The sequence below is a fragment of the Nonomuraea sp. NPDC050643 genome (assembly GCF_040654715.1).
Classification (GTDB): domain Bacteria; phylum Actinomycetota; class Actinomycetes; order Streptosporangiales; family Streptosporangiaceae; genus Nonomuraea.
In genome coordinates this window covers 58,023-76,821 of the sequence record NZ_JBFAIM010000026.1, presented here as the reverse complement: position 1 = coordinate 76,821, position 18,799 = coordinate 58,023, and the positions used below count along the sequence as shown (strand labels likewise).

The window sequence follows — 18,799 nt, the reverse complement described above, 5'->3', positions numbered from 1 at the left end:
GCTCCTTAGATGGGGGGCAGGCGCGGACCTGCTTCTCGGCATCAGCGATATGACGCTACCGCCCGGATCTTGGAGACGCACGACGAGGCCCCTCCGGCGCCCGGACACCGGAGGGGCCGATGGGAGGCGTCAGACGGAGATCCGTCCCGCGCCCGCGCCCGCCGTCACGATCGACTTGACGCTGGAGGCGCCGTCGAGCGAGTAGGAGTAGGGGATGGAGGCGACACTGCCGCCGCTCTGGCCGCTGCCGGAGTTGACGAAGTGGTTGCCGCGCGCGACCAGGGTGCCCGGACCGGAGTCACCCTCGCCGAGGTGGAACGGGTCCTCGGTGTTCTCGAAGTAGTTGCCCTCGACGAGCACGCCCGCGCCCTCGGTGGAGGCCACGCCGTAGCTGGTGACGCCGCCGTAGAAGTTGTTGTAGACGTGCACGGGGTTGCCGAACCGCACGCGCGGGTGGCGCTGCCCGGTGCCGTCGAACCAGTTGTGGTGGTAGGTCACCCGCAGGTGCCCGCGGTCCTCGCTGCCGTTGCCGTCGTCGTGGCCGAGCAGCATGCTCTTGTCGTGGTCGGAGACCCTGTTCCACGAGATGGTGACGTAGTCGCTGGCCCGCTTGACGTCCACGGCGCCGTCATAGCCGTCGCTGAAGGTGTTGTGGTCGATCCACACCCGCGTCGAGTACTGGACGTTGATGGCGTCGTCGTTCCAGCCGCGGAAGGTGAGGTTGCGGACGATGACGTTGGAGGCCTCGGAGATGTTGAACCCGCAGCCGGAGATCGTCGCGCCGGAGTTGCCCAGCACGGTCTTGTTGGAGGCCACGCGGAGCATGCCCGAGCAGGAGATCGTGCCCGACACCCGGATCACCGCGGCGCTGCCGGACGACAGTGCGCTGCTCAGGGCCGAGGAGCTGGTGACGGTGGTCGGCGAGGCGTTGCCGCCGCCGCTGGTGCCGCCGCCCTGGGTGGCCCAGCCGACGAGACCGGTCGGGTTGCCGGGCGGGTTGGTGGGCGGGTCGGTCGGCGGGTCCGTGGGCGGGTCGGTCGGGTTGCCGCCGCCGGCCGGGACGAGCCGCCACTGCTTGGTCGCGACCGAGTCGCACGAGTTCTGCTGCACCAGGGCGCCGGAGGAGGTGGCGTTGTCCTTGGTGTTGAGGCACTTGCCGCCGTTGGCGTTGACGACCCTGACGGTGGAGCCCGACTCGGGCAGCGTCCAGGTCTGGGACGAGGCGCCGCTGCAGCTCTCCTGCTGCACGGCCTTGCCCGCCGAGGTGCTGGCGTCGCGCACGCCCGCGCACTTGCCGCTGTGGGCGGCCCTGAGCGTGTAGCCGCCGCCGCTGGTGGCCACGGCCCAGGTCTGACCGGCGCTGCCGCAGCCGGCCTGGGTGAGCTGTACGCCGTCGGACGAGCTGGATCCCGGTACGGTGAGACACAGGCCGCTGCCGTTGTTCACCACGGTGTAGTTCCCCGGTGCCAGCGCGGCGGCCGCCGAAGACGCCGCCGCGATGCCGGCCACCGCCGTGCCCGCCAGGGCGACGACGGCCGCGATGACGGCGGCCGTTCTGCCGTTGATTCTCTGTCGCACGATTCAAGCTCCTTGCCGGCCTCGGGCAGACCCTGTACGGGCCTGCTGCGTGGTGTCCCCCCAGCGAGCATCCGTTCACATATGTGACAGTCGTACGCGTGTCCGGACACGCCACAACATAGGTAAGCGCTTTCCCACTGTCAATGAGCGATGAAACTTTCAGCACAACGCTCGATCCACCCCGTGCGAACGCCTCCGACCAGCACTTCCCTGCGCACGGCGACGATCCGGGCACTCTCCGCCAACTGGCCATCGCCCTTTTGATCGATTAGGTTAGGCTCACCTAATTAAGATCGGAGTTTCCGGGGATGACCGAGCCGTACCGCATGTTCGACGTCCGAGTAGACCGCCTCCAGCGGCTGAGCCCGTCGTTCCTCCGCGTGACCTTCACCGGCGAAGATCTGCACCTGTTCGCCGACAACGGCTTCGACCAGCGGCTCAAGCTCATCCTCCCGCTCCCCGAGCACGGCCTGGCCCACCTGCCGACCGGCTCCGACTGGTTCACCCAGTGGCGGCTGCTCGACGACGACAAGCGCAACCCGATGCGCACGTACACCGCCCGCCTGGTCCGGCCGGAGGCCGCCGAGGTCGACGTGGACGTGGTCATGCACCCGGACGGCGGCCCGGCCGCCCGCTGGGCCGAGGCCGTCACCGTCGGCGACATCGCCGCCCTGTACGGCCCCGACTCCCGTTACGAGAGCCGCCACGGCGGCCTGGAGTTCCACCCGCCGGCCGGAACCGGCTGCGTGCTGATCGCCGGCGACGAGACCGCGGTGCCCGCCATCTGCGGCATCCTCGAGCGGATGCCCGCCGGCCTGGCGGGCGAGGTGCTCATGGAGGTGCCCAGCGAGGACGACTTCCTGCCGGTGGAGACCTCCGCCTCGGTCAAGGTGACCTGGCTGGCCAGGAACGGCGGCGAACGCGGCGCCGCCCTCGTCCCCGCCGTCCAGGCCGCCGCCGGCCGCCTGCTGCCGCCGCTGCCCACGCCGGACACCTTCGACGACGTGGACGTGGACGCCGACGAGCTGTGGGAGGTCCCGGAGGAGGAACTGCCGGACTACGGCCCGCTGTACGCGTGGCTGGCCGGCGAGGCCGCCGTCATCAAGACCCTGCGCCGCCACCTGGTGGCCGAACGCGGCCTGGACCGCCGCTCCGTGGCCTTCATGGGCTACTGGCGCAAGGGCCGCTCCGAACACAACGAGTGAGCACGACGAGCGGACGGGCCGGGCGGCCGTCGGCGCGTCAGCGCAGCTCCGGTGAGCCGCCCAGCACGGCCCGCAGTTCCTCGTCCGTGGGCGGTTTCGCCCAGGTGAGGCCGGGACCGCCGGAGGCGATCAGCCGGGGCACGATCTCGCGCAGCAGCGCCTCCGCCGCCGCGTCCGGCCGCTTGTCACGTTCCTCCCGGTAGAGGTCGAGCACCCGGGCCAGGTCCAGCATCATCGTGTTGGACGCGCCCGTCCTCACCTCGCCGTCCTTGGTCACCGGCTTGAGCGGCGTCCCGTTGACGTGCGACACCCGGTCCCCGGGCACGGGCACCTGCAACGCTCCAAGGGCGGCCTCACCCGTCCCGCCCAGCAGCCCGCCCACCGCGCCGGCGAAGCCGGCGGCGTCCAGGCCGTCCACCTCACCCTCCAGCCAGCCGGCCCGCAGGTGCAGCACCCCGGGCCGTTCGGCCGCCGCGAGCTGCTCCAGCAGCGTCGCGACCGTGCCCTGCGGGTCGTGCATCGCGGCGTCCCCCCGGGCCGCGAACGCGTCGGCGAGCAGGTGCAGCGAGATCAGCCGGGGCGGCTCGTACGTGGTGAGCACCCCCCGCTCCCCCTCCACCCGCAACGCCCCTCCGGCGTCGTGGTAGGCCCGCAGGCCCTCCATGAACGCGGCCCCCGCCTCTGCCCCGAGCAGCGAGGCCCACTCCCCCGCCCGCTCCGCCTCGGCCCAGGCCTCACCACCGGCCGAATCCCGGCGGAACCACCAGGCCACCACACCCACCACGGCGGCCGCCACCACTGCGACTGCGATCCACACGATGTCGTTGCTTTCCCCTCGTACCTGACAGGGCTAGCAGCGTAGTGTGATCGACCCCGGCAAACCCCCAAATTTCCCCAAAATACGCCCACCCGTATCTCCGTCGTCATGCATGCCCGAACGGCTGACAGAATTGGAAAGGTGACAGATGGCATCCTGACGGCCGACCAGATCCTCGCGGCGGCGCAAGACGTCCTGCGCCGCTACGGCCCGGCCAAGGCCACGGTCGTCGACGTGGCGCGCGCCCTCGGCGTCAGCCACGGCAGCGTCTACCGGCATTTCCCCAGCAAGACGGCCCTGCGCGAGGCTGTCACCCAGCGTTGGCTGGACGAGTCCCACGCCGCCCTGGCCACCGTCATGGCCGCCACCAGGCCGGCCGACGTGCGGCTGCGCGAGTGGCTGTCGGTGCTGTTCACCGCCAAGCGCGACAAGGCGCTCGACGACCCCGAGCTCTTCGCCACGTACATGGTGCTGGTCAAGGAGGCCAGCGCGGTCATCGACCGGCACGTCGCCGACCTGATCGGTCAGGTGGAGCGGATCATCGCCGCCGGTGTCGAGCGGGGCGAGCTGGCCGCGCCCGACCCGGCCGTCGCGGCGCGCGCCGTCTTCCACGCCATGAGCACCTTTCACAATCCCGTGCACGCCGCCGGCTGGAGCCGCCCCGGCATCGAAGCCGATTTCGCCGCTCTCTGCGACCTCATCCTGCTCGGACTGAAACCCCGATGACGGGTGAGGTTTTTCCCCACCGGTAATCGGAATTGTTTCCTGAGGAATTCTCCTGTCCCCCGAATCGGGGCTCATCTCTCGACGTGCGCGTATGGGCATGTAAACTCCATTCCGGAAGCGCGCGGTCGCTCTAGGTGACGCGCGCACGTACATCTGGTGTCTTTGGCAAGGGCGGGTCCGCGCGACCGACCGATGATCCGGGCCCTGTGAGAGCGCGGAGCCGGATATGGACCCACTGCACCTGACCACCTGCCGCCGTGACGGGGCACTGACCCTGAGCGTGTCAGGGGAGCTCGACATCGCCACCACCGAGCTGCTCCGCAGCCACCTGCTCGACCTGCTGCAGGAGGCCGGGCACGCCCGCCGCGGCAACGTGTCGCTGGTGATCGAGGTGAGCCGCCTGTCCTTCATCGACGCGGCCGGGCTCGGCATCCTCGTCTCCGTCCAGAACCAGGCACTCAGCCAGCGCACCCCGTTGCACATCGAGAACGTGCCGCCCCGCATGCGGCGGCTGCTGCGCATCACCGGCCTGGACGGCCACCTCACCTGACCGGCCACCCCACCTGACCGGTCGGGCGCGCCTGTAGGTTGTCAGGCGTGCCGACGATTCAGGTTCCCGATGAGATACCCCTGAAGCTGGAAGACGGGTTCGACCGGATCAGGCGGGAGTTCACGCTGCCCGGCGACTTCCCCGGCGCCGTGCTCGACGAGGCGGCGTGGGTGGCGCGGGTGCCGCGGCTCGACGCCGAGGACATGACCGACGTGCCGTTCGTGACCATCGACCCGCCCGGCTCGATGGACCTCGACCAGGCCCTCCACCTGGAGCGGCTGCGCGCCGGCTACCGCGTCTGGTACGCCATCGCCGACGTCGGCGCGTTCGTCCGCCCCGGCGGCGTGATCGACACCGAGGCCCGCTCCCGGGGCGAGACCCTCTACATGCCGGCGGGCAAGGTGCCCCTGCACCCGAAGGTCCTGTCGGAAGACGCGGCCAGCCTGCTGCCCGGCGCGCTGCGCCCGGCCGTGGTGTGGCGGATCGACCTCGACGCCGACGGCCGCACGGTGGGCGCCGACGTCCAGCGCGCCCTCGTACGCAGCCGCGAGCGCTATGACTACGACTACGTCCAGGCGGTGATCGACACCGGCACCGCCGACGGCGTCCTGGAGCTGCTGGCCGAGATCGGCCGGCTTCGGCTGGCCCTCGAGCGCGAGCGCGGCGGCGTCACCCTCCCCACTCCCGACCAGGAGATCGTGGCCGCCGACGGCGGATACCGGCTGGAGTTCCGGCTGCCGCTGCCCGCCGAGGCGTGGAACGCGCAGATCTCCCTGCTGACCGGCATGGCCGCGGCCTCCATGATGCTCGACGCGGAGATCGGCATCCTGCGGGTGCTGCCCCCGCCGCAGCCCGGCGACCTGGCCAAGGTGCGCCGGGTGGCCCAGGCGCTCGACGTGCCGTGGCCGGAGGGGGCCGGCTACGGGGCCGTGGTGCACGACCTGGATCCGAAGAAGGCGCAGCAGGCGGCGTTCCTGCACGAGTCACGGGTGCTGCTGCGCGGCGCGGGCTACGTGGCCTTCGACGGCGCGCCGCCCCGGCTGGCCGAGCACGCGGCGGTGGCGGCGCCGTACGCGCATGTCACGGCTCCACTGCGGCGCCTGGTCGACCGCTACGCGACCGAGGTCTGCCTGGCGATCGGGGCGGGCGAGCCGATCCCCTCCGACGTACGGGCGGCGCTGGCGGTCCTGCCCGACCTCATGTCCGCCTCCGGACGCCGGGCGGGGGCGGTGGACCGGGCGTGCGTGGACCTGGTGGAGGCGTTCCTGCTGCGCGACAGGATCGGGCAGGCGTTCGAGGCGGTCGTGATCGACGTGGACGAGCGGCGCGGCGGCGGGCAGGTGCAGCTCGTGGACCCCGCGGTGATCGCCCGCTGCGACGGGCCGCTGCCCCTGGGCGAGCAGGTCACGGTGCGGCTGGCCCGCGCCGACCCGGCCACCCGCGAGGTCCGCTTCACCCTGGCCACCTGACCTCTCCGATCGAGCACGACCTCAGGTGAAGCGTGCCCGGTCAGCTCGCCTTGGCCGCCCGCATGCCGTCGCAGACCACGTCCGCCATCCGCACCGCCGACCCCCTGGCCCGCGCCCTCCGCTCGGCGGCCAGGCACCCCCGCAGCAGATCCTGTACGTCCTGCGCCCCCAGATCCGGCCGCACCGCCCCGGCCCGCTGGGCCCGCACCAGCAGCCGCCCGAGCGCGGCGGCGAAGTCGCCCGCCAGTGTCGAGCCGGGCCGCAGTGTCATGCCCGAGCCGCTCTCCAGCATGTCGCACAGCGCCTGGTTGGCCGAGGCCTGCTCGACCACGCGGGTGAACCAGCCGAAGAAGGCCCGGCCCGCGTCCTCGGCGGTGGCCAGCGCGCGGGCGTCGGCCACGAACCGCTCGATCCGCCCCAGCAGCACGGCCTCGACCAGCGCCTCCTTGGTGGGGAAATGCCGGTAGACGGTGCCCACCCCGAACCCGGCCCGTCGCGCGATCTCGTCGAAGGAGATGGTCAGGCCGTCGCTGGCCAGGGCCTCCTGCGCGATCTGCAGGACCCGTTCGCGGTTGCGCCGGGCGTCGGCGCGCAGCGGCCTGGCGGCGCTGTGGTCGTCGCCCATGACATGAACCTGCCTCAGAACAAGCGGAGAGACTTCTCCGATTCTAGCGAGGAAATGTAAGGACATACCACCCCAAACACCCGACACCCGCCCCACGGAACGCGGCCGTGAGGCGGGTGCCAGGCGGTTCTAGAAAGGCGCGGCGCTCGTGCCCCGGTCGGGAACACCGACCCTCTTGAGCCGGATCCGCTCCTGCCTGGGCACCGGCTCCAGCTCCACCACGCGCGCCTCCTGCGGCACGTGCCGCAGGTCGTGCGTGATGAGCAGCGTCGTGCGCCCGGCCATGAGCCGCCGCAGCGGCCTCATGACCTGCGCGGCCATGGCCTCGTCGAGCCCGTTCATGGGCTCGTCGAGCACCAGCACCGGCGCGTCGCGCAGGATGGCCCTGGCGATCGCGATGCGCTGCCGCTGCCCGCCGGACAGGAGCCGCCCCCGCTGCCCCACCGGCGTGTCGTACCCCTGGGGCAGCAGCTTGACGAAGTCGTGCACGCCCGCCGCCTCGGCCGCCCTGATCACCTCGTCGAGCGAGGCGCCCGGCCGGCCGTAGGCGATGTTGTCGCGCACGGACCCCGAGAACAGCATCGTCTCCTGGTGCAGGATCGTGACGTTGTCACGCAGCGACTCCCGCGTCAGTCCCCGGATGTCGGCGCCGTCCAGCAGGACGCGCCCCGCGTCCGGGTCGTAGAACCGCAGCAGCAGCTTGACCAGGGTGGACTTGCCCACGCCGCTGGGACCGGTGAAGGCGACGACCTCGCCGGGCCCGGCGGTGAACGACAGGTCCCGCAGCACCGGCCGTCCCCGCCCCGGATAGGCGAAGCCGACCTGCTCGAACGTGACCAGCCCCCGGCCCCGGCCCGCCGGCACGGCGCCGTCGGCGTCGGTGACGTCCGGCCGGGCCCGCAGGATCTCGATCACCCGGTCGGAGCCGGCCGCCGCCTCGGAGACGGTCAGGGCCAGCTCTCCCAGCCCTTGGACGGCCGGGTACAGCAGGGCCAGGTAGGCCGCGAACGACAGCAGTCCGCCCAGCGTCAGGCGGCCCGCCGCGATCTCCCACGCGCCGAAGCCGAGGATCACGATCAGGCACACGGTCTCGATGAGCTGGACGGCGGGACCGTACAGGCCGGACAGCCAGGCCTGTGCCATGTTGGCGCCCAGCCAGCGGCGGCCCTCCCGGTGCAGGCGCCCCGACTCGGCGCCCTGCCGGTTGTACGCCTGCACGAGCGGCTGGTTGGCCAGCCCCTCCTCCAGGACGCTGTTCATCGCCCCGTTGCTGGCTCGCTCACGCGCCGCCGCCACCCTGAACCCGGCCGCGAACAGCTTCGAGGCCACCAGGAACAGCGGGATCAGCGCCATGGTGATGAGCGCGAGATCCCAGCGGACGAAGAAGGCCGCCCCGGCGAAGAACACCACGCTGGCGATCAGGGTGATCGCCTTGACCAGTCCGGAGCCGATGAGCTCCTCGATGGCCTCGACGTCGTCGGTCAGCCGGGCCATCAGGTCGCCGAGTCTCCGCTTCTCGGAGAAGTCGGGCGGGAGCGTCTGCAGGTGCTCGTACACGCGGTCGCGCAGGGCCAGCAGGAATCGTTCGGCGCCCAGTGCGGTGACGTACGCGCTCCCGAAGGACGCCACCCCGGCGAGCGCGGCGAGCCCGAGCCAGGCGAACGCCGGGGTCCAGAACGCCCCCAGGTCCCGGGTCGTCAGCACTTGGTCGGTGATGTGGCCGAACAGGCGGATCGCGGCGACCTCACAGAGCGCGGCCAGGACGGCGAACACCACCCCGGCCGCGAACAGGTGCCGCAACCCCTGAGTGTCCGGCCAGAACTCGCGGAACGTGCGGCGAAAGGAAATCGCCGGCGCGAGGTCACGGCCGGAGGCGCTCAAGGAGAGCCGGCGGCTCAGCCGCCGGCTCTCAAGGGGGTTATCTAGCACCCCCACCACCTACGACGGGAGCAGCCCCAGCCCCACCGGCGCCAGCGGCGGCGCCTGCGGCAGCCCCATCCCTGCTGGTGTCCGACCTGTGCGAAGCGAGTGCCAACCATGATTCCTCCCCCGTTGGTTGACTTGCATAAATCGGACGCTAGCACCTTAATTGCGACAAATCAGCAGATAAGAGTGTATTTCAAGAAGAATTGACCAGCCAATCCCGGCCAGAAAGGCGATGGCGCGACGGCGTTAAATGCCTTGTAAATGAGTAAAACGACTGGGAGAAGTCACTCGACCGTCAAAGATGCTACTGAGAACTGGTTCTCAGCAGCATGCGGTCACATCGGCCCGCGCACCGGGCGACACGAAGACCGCGACCGGCCCCATGGGCACGGTCGCGGTCTTCCCGGCATATGTCAGGTGAGCGACGAGTAGGCCACCACTCCGCGCCGCATCGCGTCCATCGCCTTGATCGCCGTCTGCTTGACCTTGCTGTTCTTCGGCGCCGCGCTGCCGAGCTGCCCGAGCAGGTCCATGAGCTGCTTGATCCACCGGACGAAGTCACCGGCCGCCAGCTCGTTGCCGTTGACGCCCTCCATGAGGACGGCGTCGAGACTGTGCCCCTTCGTCCAGCGGAACGCCGCCCACGCGAACCCCAGGTCCGGCTCCCTGATCGTGGACAACCCGTGGTCGGACTCGATGCCCTCCAGCTCGCCCCACAGCCGCATCATGGCCGACAGCGCGTCCTGCGCCCGCCCGGCGGGGATCTTGGGGCGGCGGGTGTCGTCGGACGCCCGCGACTCGAACACCAGAGCCGACACGCACGCGGCCAGCTCGGCCGGCTCGAGCTCCTCCCACAGCCCCTTGCGCAGGGACTCGGCGGTGAGCAGGTCGAGCTCGGTGTAGAGGCGACCCAGGCGGCGGCCCTCGTCGGTGACCGTCTCCCCGTCGAGGTAGCCGAGCTGCTCCAGCACCGAGCAGATCCGGTCGAACGTACGGGAGATGACGTGCGAGCGGCCCTCCACCCGGCGGCGCAGCCCCTCGGTCTCGCGCAGCAGCTTGTAGTAGCGCTCGGCCCAGCGAGCGTGGTCCTCGCGCTCGTCGCAGCCGTGGGCGGGGTGCTGGCGGATGCGCCGGCGCAGCTCGTTGACCTCGTCGTCCTCCACCGCGTGGTCGCGCGCCCTGGCCGGCTTGCCCAGGTCACGGTCGCCGACCTTGGCCAGCAGCGTGGAGACGAGGTTGGCGCGTTCCTTGGGCGAGCGGGCGTTGAAGTTCTTCGGGATGCGCAGCTTCTCCAGCGGCTCCACCGGCACGGGGAAGTCGGCCGAGTCGAGCTTCTTGACCTGCTTGCCGATCGTCAGCACGAGCGGGCTCGGGCCGTTGCCGCGCGGGTTGCGGCCGGGGTCGAGGACGATCGCCAGGCCCGCCCTGCGCCCGCCCGGCACCCGGATGACGTCACCCGGCTGCAGCGCCTCCAGCGACCGCGCGGCGGCGGCCCGGCGGGCGGCGCCGCGCTGGCGCGACAGCTCGGCCTCCCGGTCGGACAGGCGGCGCCGCAGCGCCGCGTATTCGGGGAAGTCGCCCAGGTGGCACGTCATGGCCTCCTGGTAGCCCTCCAGGGCCTCCTCGTGCTTGCGCAACTGCTTGGCCAGGCCCACGACCGCCCGATCGGCCTGGAACTGCGCGAACGACTCCTCCAGCAGCGTCCTGGCGCGTTCCCGGCCGAACTGCCCGACCAGGTTGACCGCCATGTTGTACGAGGGCTGGAAGCTGGAGCGCAACGGATAGGTGCGGGTGCCCGCCAGCCCCGCCACCGACAGCGGGTCCATGCCCGGCTGCCACAGCACCACGGCGTGGCCCTCGATGTCGATGCCGCGCCGCCCGGCCCGCCCGGTGAGCTGGGTGTACTCCCCTGGCGTCAGGTCGGCGTGGGTCTCACCGTTCCACTTGTCGAGCTTCTCGATCACCACGCTGCGGGCGGGCATGTTGATGCCCAGCGCCAGCGTCTCGGTCGCGAACACGGCCTTGACCAGGCCGCGCGTGAACAGCTCCTCGACGACCTCCTTGAAGGCCGGCAGCATGCCCGCGTGGTGGGCCGCCAGGCCCCGCTCCAGGCAGTCGCGCCACTCCAGGTAGCCGAGCACGGCCAGGTCCTCGTCGGGCAGGTGCGCGGTGCGCTCGTCGACGAGCTGCCTGATCTCGTGCCGCTCGCGCTCGCTGGTCAGCCGGATGCCGGCCTGCAGGCACTGCTGCACGGCCGCGCCGCAACCGGCGCGCGAGAAGATGAACGTGATCGCCGGCAGCAGGCCCTCGGAGTCGAGCTTCTCGATCACCTGCGCCCGGTCCGGCGGGCGGGAGCGCTGCGGCCGGCCGTAGCCGCGCCTGCCCCGGCCCGCGCTCAGCCGCTCGGCGTCGCGGGTGACCCGCATCAGCGTGGGGCTGATACGCGGCGTCGCGTCGCCCTCCTCGTTGACGAACAGGTCGTAGACGCGGGTGCCGATCATCATGTGCTGCCACAGCGGCACCGGCCGGTGCTCGTCGACGATCACCGTGGTGTCGCCGCGCACCTCGCCCATCCACTCGCCGAACTCCTCGGCGTTGCTCACGGTCGCCGACAGCGCCACCAGCCGGACCGACTCGGGCAGGTGGATGATGACCTCTTCCCACACCGCGCCGCGGAAGCGGTCGGCCAGGTAGTGGACCTCGTCCATGACGGCGAACCCCAGCCCGGCCAGCGTGGCCGAGCCGGCGTAGAGCATGTTGCGCAGCACCTCCGTGGTCATGACCACGATGGGGGCCTCGCCGTTGACGCTGTTGTCGCCGGTCAGCAGGCCGACCTTGGCGGTGCCGTAGCGTTTGACCAGGTCGTTGTACTTCTGGTTGGACAACGCCTTGATCGGGGTGGTGTAGAAGCACTTGCGGCCCTGCTCCAGGGCCAGATGGACGGCGAACTCACCGACGACCGTCTTGCCCGACCCCGTGGGCGCCGCCACCAGGACGCCGTCGCCGGCCTCCAGCGCCCGGCAGGCGTCTAGCTGGAAGTCGTCCAGCTCGAAGTCGTAGAGACCTCGGAACGATCTGAGAGCGGCCCCGTCGTCCCCGTGTCGTTGACGGAAGGCCGCGTAGCGTTCCGCTGGCGTTGTCATACGGCCCAGCCTACCGAAATCGCCATTCCGGTCCGTCCCGGCTATTCCGGCCCTGGTCCTTTACAATGTAGATCTCAAGAGATGACGCGCAGCGCCCCCGGTCGCACCTCACAGTGCACGGGCACCGCCCCGATCCGTTCGCCGTCGGCGTACGCGACGGTGTCCTGCGGGCCGTCGGCCACCTCCAGGCTCACACTGCGCACCCGCCGTACCGACACCGCCGGATGCCCCACGTGCGTGCCCCGGTAGACGCTCGGGAACACGCGCAGGAACTCCGCCTTGGACACCGCCTCCAGCATCATCACGTCGAGCAGCCCGTCGTCGGGGCTGGCGTCCGGGCACACCCGCATCCCGGCCCCGTAGGAACGCGTGTTGGCCACCGCCACCAGCATGGCCTCCCGCTCGATCACCTCCTCGGCGTCGAGCGTGATCCGAAAGGGGATCGGCCGGAACGCGCGCAGCTCCTCCATCATGGCCACCACGTACCGGGCCATGCCCGGGGGCCAGGTGCGCCGGTTGGCGCGCTCGTTGACCCGCGAGTCGAAGCCGCAGCACATCACCCCGGCGAACAACTCCTCGGCCCCGCCGGCCCGGATGCGGGCCGCGTCGAGCAGGCGCGTCTTCATCCGCAGGACCGTGCGGGCCGCGGCGACGGGGTCCTTGCAGGGCAGCCCGAGCGCGGCGGCGATGTCGTTGCCGGTGCCCGCGGGGATGATACCGAGCGGCACGTCGGTGCCGGCCACGGCCTGGACGGCCAGATGCACCAGGCCGTCGCCGCCGAAGGCCACCAGGGCGTCGGGGCGCTCGGACACGGCGGTGCAGGCGCGCTCCAGCGCGTCGCCCGCGTCGTCGCCGACGATCACGGAAAGCTCGGCCCCTCCGGCACGCAGCCGGCGCGCCACGGGCTCGAGCAGGCGCAGCGTACGCCCGCCGCGCGCGGCGGGGTTGACCAGCAGGGCGAGTTGTGGGGACACGCCCGGAACCTATCGCCTATCGCGCCGGACGGGAACGCCCCCGCTCGTGGTCATCGCTTGTCGGCGCCGGGCTCCTCGTCGAGCGGATCGGGGTCGTCGACCGGCCGGGTGTCCTCCACCAGCGGCGACGCCTCGTCGTCGGACAGGTGGGAGAAGTCCTCGGCGGGCATGCGCTTCTCGCGCATGAACATGAAGAACTCGGCCACGAAGTAGAGCACGATCATCGGCATGGCCAGTGCCAGCATCGTGAGCGGGTCGCCGCCCGGCGTGATGACCGCGCCGAAGATGAACATGGCGAAGATGACCCAGCGGCGGTGCTTCTTGACCGTGGCGTGGGACAGGACGCCGACGATGTTCAGGAACACCAGCAGCAGTGGCAGCTCGAACGAGATCCCGAAGATCACCAGCATGATGAGCACGTAGCTGACGTACTCGTCGATCTGGATGGCCGCGACGGAGTCGGTCGGCGCGAACCCCAGCAGGATCGCCAGGCTGGTGTCCATGATGAAGTACGCCAGCGCGGTGCCGAGCAGGAACAGCGGGACGGCCAGCCCGAGGAAGGTGATGGAGTAGCGCTTCTCGTTGCGGTAGAGCGCGGGCGTGACGAACGCCCAGATCTGGTAGAGCCAGACCGGTGACGACACGACGATGCCGACCAGCGCCGAGACCTTCAGCGTCAGGAAGAACGACTGGAAGATGCCGCCGAAGATGAGCGTGCACTCGCCGGGACGGAGCTGACCGGCCTGCGGCGTCTCGCAGAACGGCTCCTTGATGAACGCCCACACCGGATCGAAGACGATGAAGCCCACGACGATGCCGACGATCCCGGCGGCCAGCGCGATGAGCAGGCGGTTGCGCAGCTCCCGCAGGTGCTCCATGAGGGGCATGCGGCCCTCTGGATCAGGGTCGGGGGCCGGTCCGCTCGACCGTTTCAGCAGCGCCATCTAGCAGTCCAGGTGAGGAGAAGGGATGGGGTCAGGCGCGCTTGTCCGCCTGCGCGGCGCTGGCACGCAGCCTGGCGGCCTGCTCCTCGAGCTGGCGGGCCTGCTCCTCGGCCGAGGGGGCCGGAGCGGGGGCGGGCGCCGGAGCCGGAGCGGCCTGGATCGGCTGCGGCTGCACGGGCTGGGGCTGAGCGGGGGCCTGCGCCTGGGCCTGGGCCTGCACGGTGTGCTGCGTGTCCTCGTCGTCATCATCGCGGAGCTTGGCGGTCTCCGACTTGAAGATGCGCAGCGAGCGGCCGATGCCCCTGGCCATGTCGGGCAGCTTCTTCGCGCCGAACAGCAGCACGAGCGCCAGAAGGATGATCAGGAGTTCGGGAACTCCGAGGTTCGGCATGAAATGCCCTTTCTAGCGAGTTGCCTGTTTCAGCCACGATCGTACGCTGCCGGGGGCGTGGTCTCATCCCCCCGGGCGGCCAATCTGGCCCGCCGCGGCTCAAGCTGGGCCTTCGCCTCGGCGATTTCCCTATTCAGGGTACGTGCCGCGACCGCGACCCGGGCACCGGCGACGGCGAGCACGGCCAGCCCGGCCAGCCCGGCCACGCCCGCCCCCACGGCCAGGTAGATCCACGTCATGACTGGTGAGCGTACAACGCCAGGGCCCGCTCGGCCTCCACGCGCACGGTCTCGGCCATCTGGGGCGGTGCGACGACCCGGCCGGTGTCGCCCAGGCGCAGCGCCAGCTTGATGATCCAGTCTTCGTCGCGGGCCCGCAGCGCCACCCGCAGCCGCCCCTCGCCCAGCTCGGTCACCCGCTCGCACGGGTAGTACTCGGCCACCCACCGGCCGGCCGCGCTGAGCTCCAGCTCGACCAGCTCATCGGTCGGCGAGGGCCGGAAGACGCCCTGGGTGACGTCGATGGGCTCGGCCTCCGCGGGCGGGTCGGCGGGCACGTCGAGCACGTCGACGCCGAGCACCCGGTCGAGCCGGAACAGCCGCATCGCCTCGGCCCGGTAGCACCAGCCCTCCAGGTAGGCGCGGCCGTCGACGACCACGAGCCGCATCGGGTCGACCTCGCGCGGCGTCACCTCGTCGCGGCCCGGCACGTAGTAGCGCAGCGACAGCCGCCGGCCCCTGGTGAGGCCCTCGCGCACACGCGGCAGGGCGTCGGGGGCGGCGTCGACGTCGACCGCGACCTGGCTGCTGACGGTGGCGGCGCCCTCGCCCGCGGCCCGCTCCAGCTTGGCCGTCACGCGCGGCAGCGCGTCGCCCGGCACCTCGGCCAGCTCGGGGGTGGCGGCCAGCATCCGCAGCGCGACCAGCAGCGCGCTGGCCTCGTCGATGCCGAGCCGCAGCGGCCTGGCGATGGTGTCGGCGTTGTCGATGATGATCTCGCCGCCGTCCCAGGACACGTCGATGAGATCGCCGGGGGTGTGGCCGGGCAGCCCGCACATCCACACGAGCTGCAGGTCGTCGATGAGCTGCTTCTCGCTCAGCCCGAACACCGCGGCGACCTCGCCGACCTGCGCCCCCGGATGGGACATCAGGTACGGCACCAGCGCCAGCAGCCGCGGCAGCCGATCGGCGGACCCACTCATGCCATTGCCCCCTTCAGTCTGCGGATGACGGCCTCGCGGGCGTCCGGCGGCTCGACGACCTCGACGTCGGCGCCGAGGCTGGCCATCCAGCCGGCCAGCCGTTCGGGGTCGGAGAAGGGCAGCTCGGCCTCGTCCCACCCGCCGGCGCCGGGGCGCACGGCCCTGGCGAGCTGGCGCACCCCTTCGCACGCCCCCTGGCGTACGCGCACGACGGCGACCCGCTCGTCCATCGGCTCGTCGGGGAAGCCCACCATGGCGCGCAGGTCGACGCCTTCGGGCACCTCGACCGCGCCCGGCCGGCCGATCGCGGTGACCTGGCCGCTGATGCGGCTGAGCCGGAAGGCGCGGGGGGCGTTCCTGTCGCGGTCGAAGGCGGCGAGGTACCAGCGGCCGCGGCGGCTGACCACGCCCCACGGCTCGACGGTGCGGACGCGCACGCTCTCACTGCCGGCGCCGCGGTAGTCGAAGCGCACCACGCGGCGGTCGCGCACGGCGTCCCACAGCGCGGGGAAGGCCGGGTCGCGGGTGTCGACGCGCAGCTCCAGCGCCCCGGTGCCGATGGGCTGGTCGGTGGCCACGCCGCCGGCCCGCAGCTTCAGCAGCGCCCCCGAGGCGGCCTCGGCCAGGCTGGCCCGCTGCCACACCTGGGCGGCCAGGCCCAGCACGGCGGCCTCGTCGGGCTCGAGGGTGATCTCGGGCAGCTCGTACGACTGCCGCTCGATCCGGTAGCCGGGCTCGTCCTCCCACGGGTCGCGGACAACGTCGATGGGGATCCCGATCTCGCGCAGCTCGTTCTTGTCCCGCTCGAACATCCGCTGGAACGCCTCGTCGCCGTCGCGGTCGTATCCGGGCACGGCCTGGCGGATCTGCTCGGCCGACAACGGGCGCCGGGTGGCGAGCAGGCAGATCACCAGATTGAGCAACCGTTCTGTCTTCCGGCGCGACATCTGCCTCACTCCTCCTTCATCGACGCTACCCTGCCCCCGTGATCAGATGGCGCAAGGGCGAGGTTGTACGGATCCGACGCGAGTGGCCGGGAGCGGTGGAGCTGGACGTCGCCGTCCCCGAAGGGGAGTGCCGGGCCCTGGCCTATCCGTCGTTGGTCGGCCACCCGGAACCCGGCGACGAGGTGCTGCTCAACACGACCGCGCTCGCGATGGGTCTCGGTACGGGAGGTTACGCCATGGTGGTGGCCGTCCCGAACCGTTTGCCGCAAGATCCGCGGGGTCCCGGGCACCTGGTGAAGGCCCGGTACACCCCGCTGCAGGCCACGGTGCAGGGCGCCGACGAGCAGGATTCCCCTTATCACGACCGGTTGCGCGAGGCGGACTCGGTCGACGGGATGCCGGTGATCGTGGCGGATCTGCACTCGGCGCTGCCGCCGATCCTGTGCGGCCTGTACGCGGACCGGCCCGGCGTGCGGGTCGCGTACGTGATGCTCGACGGCGGGGCGCTGCCCGCGTGGTTCTCGATGGCGGCGGCCCGGCTGCGCGAGATCGGCTGGCTGGCGGGCGTGGTCACGGTCGGCCAGTCGTTCGGCGGCGACCTCGAGGCCGTCACCACCCACACGGGGCTGCTGGCGGCCCGGCACGTGCTGGAGGCCGACGTGGCGATCGTCACCCAGGGGCCCGGCAACCTGGGCACGGGCACCAAATGGGGCTTTTCCGGGGTGTCGGCGGGCGAGGCGGTGAACGCGGCGGGCGTGCTGCTCGGGCGGCCGGTGGCGGCGCTGCGGGTCAGCGAGGGCGATCTGCGGGAGCGCCACTACGGCGTCTCGCACCACTCGCTGACCGCCTACGGCCGGGTCGCGCTGACGCCGGCGGACGTGCCGGTGCCCGAGCTGCCGGGCGAGTTCGGTGAGCGGGTCCGGGACCAGGCCGAGCTGCTGGCCGTACGGCATCGCCTGGTGCCGGTCCCGGTTGACGGCCTGCACGAGGCGCTGCGGGAGTCCCCGGTCAGGCTGTCGACGATGGGCAGGGGCCTGGAGGAGGACCTGTCCTACTTCCTGGCCTCGGCCGCGGCCGGAAGGCTGACGGCCTCGCTGCTGGCGTAGGAGTCCTTGAACGTGAACGCCTCCGGGCTCGGCCCCTCGGCCTTGAGGCGTTCCAGCCGCCGCATCGCCTCCGCGAGCGACGGAACGCACCCCTCGGGGACCCACCACATCACCATGTACGGCTCCATCGCGCGCAGGAACCACTCCCTGCGACGCCGCAGCACGCCCAGATGGGCGCTGCGGTAGGCGAAGTCCCACAGCGACTCCAGGGACTCCCACACCGAGAAGTTGAGCAGCAGGTGGTCGCCGTAGTCGTGGGTGAGCGTGGCGGTGGGGTCGGTCTCGCTCTCCTTCATCCGCCACACGAACCCGGGCGAGTCGTCGGCGAGGGCGTTGACGGGCTCGAGGAGGGCGACGAACTCGGCGAGCTCGGGGCTGTCGATGGGCGCGCGCAGGTGGGCGATGTTGAGCTGGGCGAGGTGCATGGGGTTCAGCACACCATCACTCGCCTTCTATGTCAACGCTCTTTTGTTTTAGAGATCCGGGCGACTCGGGAGAGATGCCGGGCTCGGGGGCGGCACCCGGCTCGGGGGCGGCACCCGGCTTGAGGGCGGCACCCGGCTTGAGGGCGACGCAGCACTCCCCCGGTCGCGGATCGAGGCCGGCTCTGGCCGGGTCGTCGCCGAGCCCCTCGAGCAGCCCCTGGCACAGGGCCAGGTTCATCGAGCACACCAGCAGCGGCTGCTCCTCGGCCAGCACGTGGAAGGGGCAGTTGCGCAGCCGCAGCGCGCCGTCCTCCTCGTAGGGCTCGTAGCCGCGCTCACTCAGCACGTGCTCGACCGGCTCCCCGGCATGACTCCTGGCGAGCCTGGCGCCGGCGCCGCGCGCGACCTGCTCGGCCTGCTCCTCGGCGCCGAGCAGGTCGACCACGCCGGCCAGGACGGAGGCCAGGGTGGCGTAGTCGCGCGGCGGCAGGCTCACCGTCCGCTCTCCCCTGGCCCTGCGGTAGATCTTCGCGGGCCGGCCGCTGCCGGGCCCCTTCTTCTCCTGCCGCCGGAAGCCGCTCTCCAGCAGCCCGGCCTCCACCAGCTTGTCGAGATGGTGGCCGGCCAGCGTCCTGGACACGCCCGCGGCCTCGGCGGCCTCCCCGCGGCCCACGTCGCCGCCGCTGGAGGCGACGACGTCGTACAGGCTGCGGCGGACGGGGTCGTGCAGCAGGGCCAGCGCCTCAAGGTCGTCGCTACTCACAGCGGGAGT

General features: G+C 71.6%; 18 protein-coding genes. 5 read left to right on the top strand and 13 right to left on the bottom strand.

Annotated features, from left to right (window positions below; genetic code table 11):
- Positions 1–129: 129 nt before the first annotated feature.
- On the bottom strand, positions 130–1,578 hold the full coding sequence (locus AB0I15_RS31785; RefSeq protein WP_358103188.1) for an RICIN domain-containing protein: 1,449 nt from the start codon (positions 1,576–1,578) through the stop codon (positions 130–132).
- A 308-nt stretch (positions 1,579–1,886) separates the two neighbouring features.
- Here AB0I15_RS31785 and AB0I15_RS31780 point away from each other — a divergent pair, with 308 nt between their 5' ends.
- A complete protein-coding gene (locus tag AB0I15_RS31780; RefSeq protein ID WP_358103185.1) occupies positions 1,887–2,783 on the top strand; it encodes a siderophore-interacting protein in 897 nt (298 codons plus the stop codon).
- Positions 2,784–2,820: 37 nt separating this feature from the next.
- On the opposite strand, the gene AB0I15_RS31775 is transcribed toward AB0I15_RS31780, so the two are convergent.
- Positions 2,821–3,600, bottom strand: coding sequence for a hypothetical protein (locus AB0I15_RS31775; protein WP_358103182.1), 780 nt, complete (start codon positions 3,598–3,600; stop codon positions 2,821–2,823).
- 141 nt (positions 3,601–3,741) lie between these two features.
- On the opposite strand from AB0I15_RS31775, the gene AB0I15_RS31770 reads away from it, so the two are divergent.
- The 3 genes from AB0I15_RS31770 to AB0I15_RS31760 all read left to right on the top strand — a co-directional run bounded on the left by AB0I15_RS31770 (position 3,742) and on the right by AB0I15_RS31760 (position 6,345).
- A complete protein-coding gene (locus AB0I15_RS31770; protein ID WP_358103179.1) occupies positions 3,742–4,326 on the top strand; it encodes a TetR family transcriptional regulator in 585 nt (194 codons plus the stop codon).
- A gap of 226 nt (positions 4,327–4,552) precedes the next feature.
- On the top strand, positions 4,553–4,876 hold the full coding sequence (locus AB0I15_RS31765) for an STAS domain-containing protein (RefSeq protein ID WP_358103177.1): 324 nt from the start codon (positions 4,553–4,555) through the stop codon (positions 4,874–4,876).
- 47 nt (positions 4,877–4,923) lie between these two features.
- Positions 4,924–6,345, top strand: coding sequence for an RNB domain-containing ribonuclease (locus AB0I15_RS31760; protein ID WP_358103174.1), 1,422 nt, complete (start codon positions 4,924–4,926; stop codon positions 6,343–6,345).
- A gap of 40 nt (positions 6,346–6,385) precedes the next feature.
- Here AB0I15_RS31760 and AB0I15_RS31755 read toward each other — a convergent pair whose 3' ends face one another.
- The 9 genes from AB0I15_RS31755 to AB0I15_RS31715 all read right to left on the bottom strand — a co-directional run bounded on the left by AB0I15_RS31755 (position 6,386) and on the right by AB0I15_RS31715 (position 16,496).
- Positions 6,386–6,970 (bottom strand): helix-turn-helix domain-containing protein, encoded by a 585-nt coding sequence (locus AB0I15_RS31755; RefSeq protein ID WP_358103171.1) that lies wholly within the window; start codon positions 6,968–6,970, stop codon positions 6,386–6,388.
- A gap of 129 nt (positions 6,971–7,099) precedes the next feature.
- Positions 7,100–8,899: an ABC transporter ATP-binding protein gene (locus tag AB0I15_RS31750; protein ID WP_358103168.1), complete on the bottom strand. Its 1,800-nt coding sequence runs from the start codon at positions 8,897–8,899 to the stop codon at positions 7,100–7,102.
- A gap of 410 nt (positions 8,900–9,309) precedes the next feature.
- Positions 9,310–12,039: a DEAD/DEAH box helicase gene (locus tag AB0I15_RS31745; protein ID WP_358103165.1), complete on the bottom strand. Its 2,730-nt coding sequence runs from the start codon at positions 12,037–12,039 to the stop codon at positions 9,310–9,312.
- A 74-nt stretch (positions 12,040–12,113) separates the two neighbouring features.
- Positions 12,114–13,013: a YegS/Rv2252/BmrU family lipid kinase gene (locus AB0I15_RS31740; RefSeq protein ID WP_358103162.1), complete on the bottom strand. Its 900-nt coding sequence runs from the start codon at positions 13,011–13,013 to the stop codon at positions 12,114–12,116.
- A gap of 50 nt (positions 13,014–13,063) precedes the next feature.
- A complete protein-coding gene (gene tatC, locus AB0I15_RS31735) occupies positions 13,064–13,957 on the bottom strand; it encodes a twin-arginine translocase subunit TatC (protein ID WP_358103159.1) in 894 nt (297 codons plus the stop codon).
- Between the two features lie 31 nt (positions 13,958–13,988).
- Entirely contained in the window at positions 13,989–14,348 is a 360-nt protein-coding gene (gene tatA / locus AB0I15_RS31730; RefSeq protein ID WP_358103156.1) for a Sec-independent protein translocase subunit TatA, read from the bottom strand.
- Between the two features lie 29 nt (positions 14,349–14,377).
- Positions 14,378–14,587, bottom strand: a complete 210-nt coding sequence (locus AB0I15_RS31725; protein ID WP_358103153.1) for a hypothetical protein — start codon at positions 14,585–14,587, stop codon at positions 14,378–14,380.
- Entirely contained in the window at positions 14,584–15,549 is a 966-nt protein-coding gene (locus AB0I15_RS31720) for a WYL domain-containing protein (protein WP_358103151.1), read from the bottom strand. The genes AB0I15_RS31725 and AB0I15_RS31720 overlap by 4 nt, the downstream gene beginning before the upstream one ends.
- Complete coding sequence (locus AB0I15_RS31715; protein WP_358103148.1) at positions 15,546–16,496, bottom strand: WYL domain-containing protein; 951 nt, start codon at positions 16,494–16,496, stop codon at positions 15,546–15,548. The genes AB0I15_RS31720 and AB0I15_RS31715 overlap by 4 nt, the downstream gene beginning before the upstream one ends.
- Positions 16,497–16,534: 38 nt before the next feature.
- Between AB0I15_RS31715 and AB0I15_RS31710 the strand changes: the two genes are divergently transcribed.
- Positions 16,535–17,602: a DUF3866 family protein gene (locus AB0I15_RS31710; protein WP_358103145.1), complete on the top strand. Its 1,068-nt coding sequence runs from the start codon at positions 16,535–16,537 to the stop codon at positions 17,600–17,602.
- On the opposite strand, the gene AB0I15_RS31705 is transcribed toward AB0I15_RS31710, so the two are convergent.
- Together AB0I15_RS31705 and AB0I15_RS31700 are read right to left on the bottom strand one after the other, a co-directional pair.
- The gene (locus tag AB0I15_RS31705; RefSeq protein WP_358103380.1) at positions 17,548–18,036 is read right to left on the bottom strand and encodes a DUF3291 domain-containing protein; all 489 of its coding nucleotides are present in this window, start codon (positions 18,034–18,036) and stop codon (positions 17,548–17,550) included. The two genes, AB0I15_RS31710 and AB0I15_RS31705, sit on opposite strands and share 55 nt — an antisense overlap.
- Before the next feature lie 7 nt (positions 18,037–18,043).
- Positions 18,044–18,790 (bottom strand): helix-turn-helix domain-containing protein, encoded by a 747-nt coding sequence (locus tag AB0I15_RS31700; RefSeq protein ID WP_358103143.1) that lies wholly within the window; start codon positions 18,788–18,790, stop codon positions 18,044–18,046.
- Between the last annotated feature and the right edge of the window lie 9 nt (positions 18,791–18,799).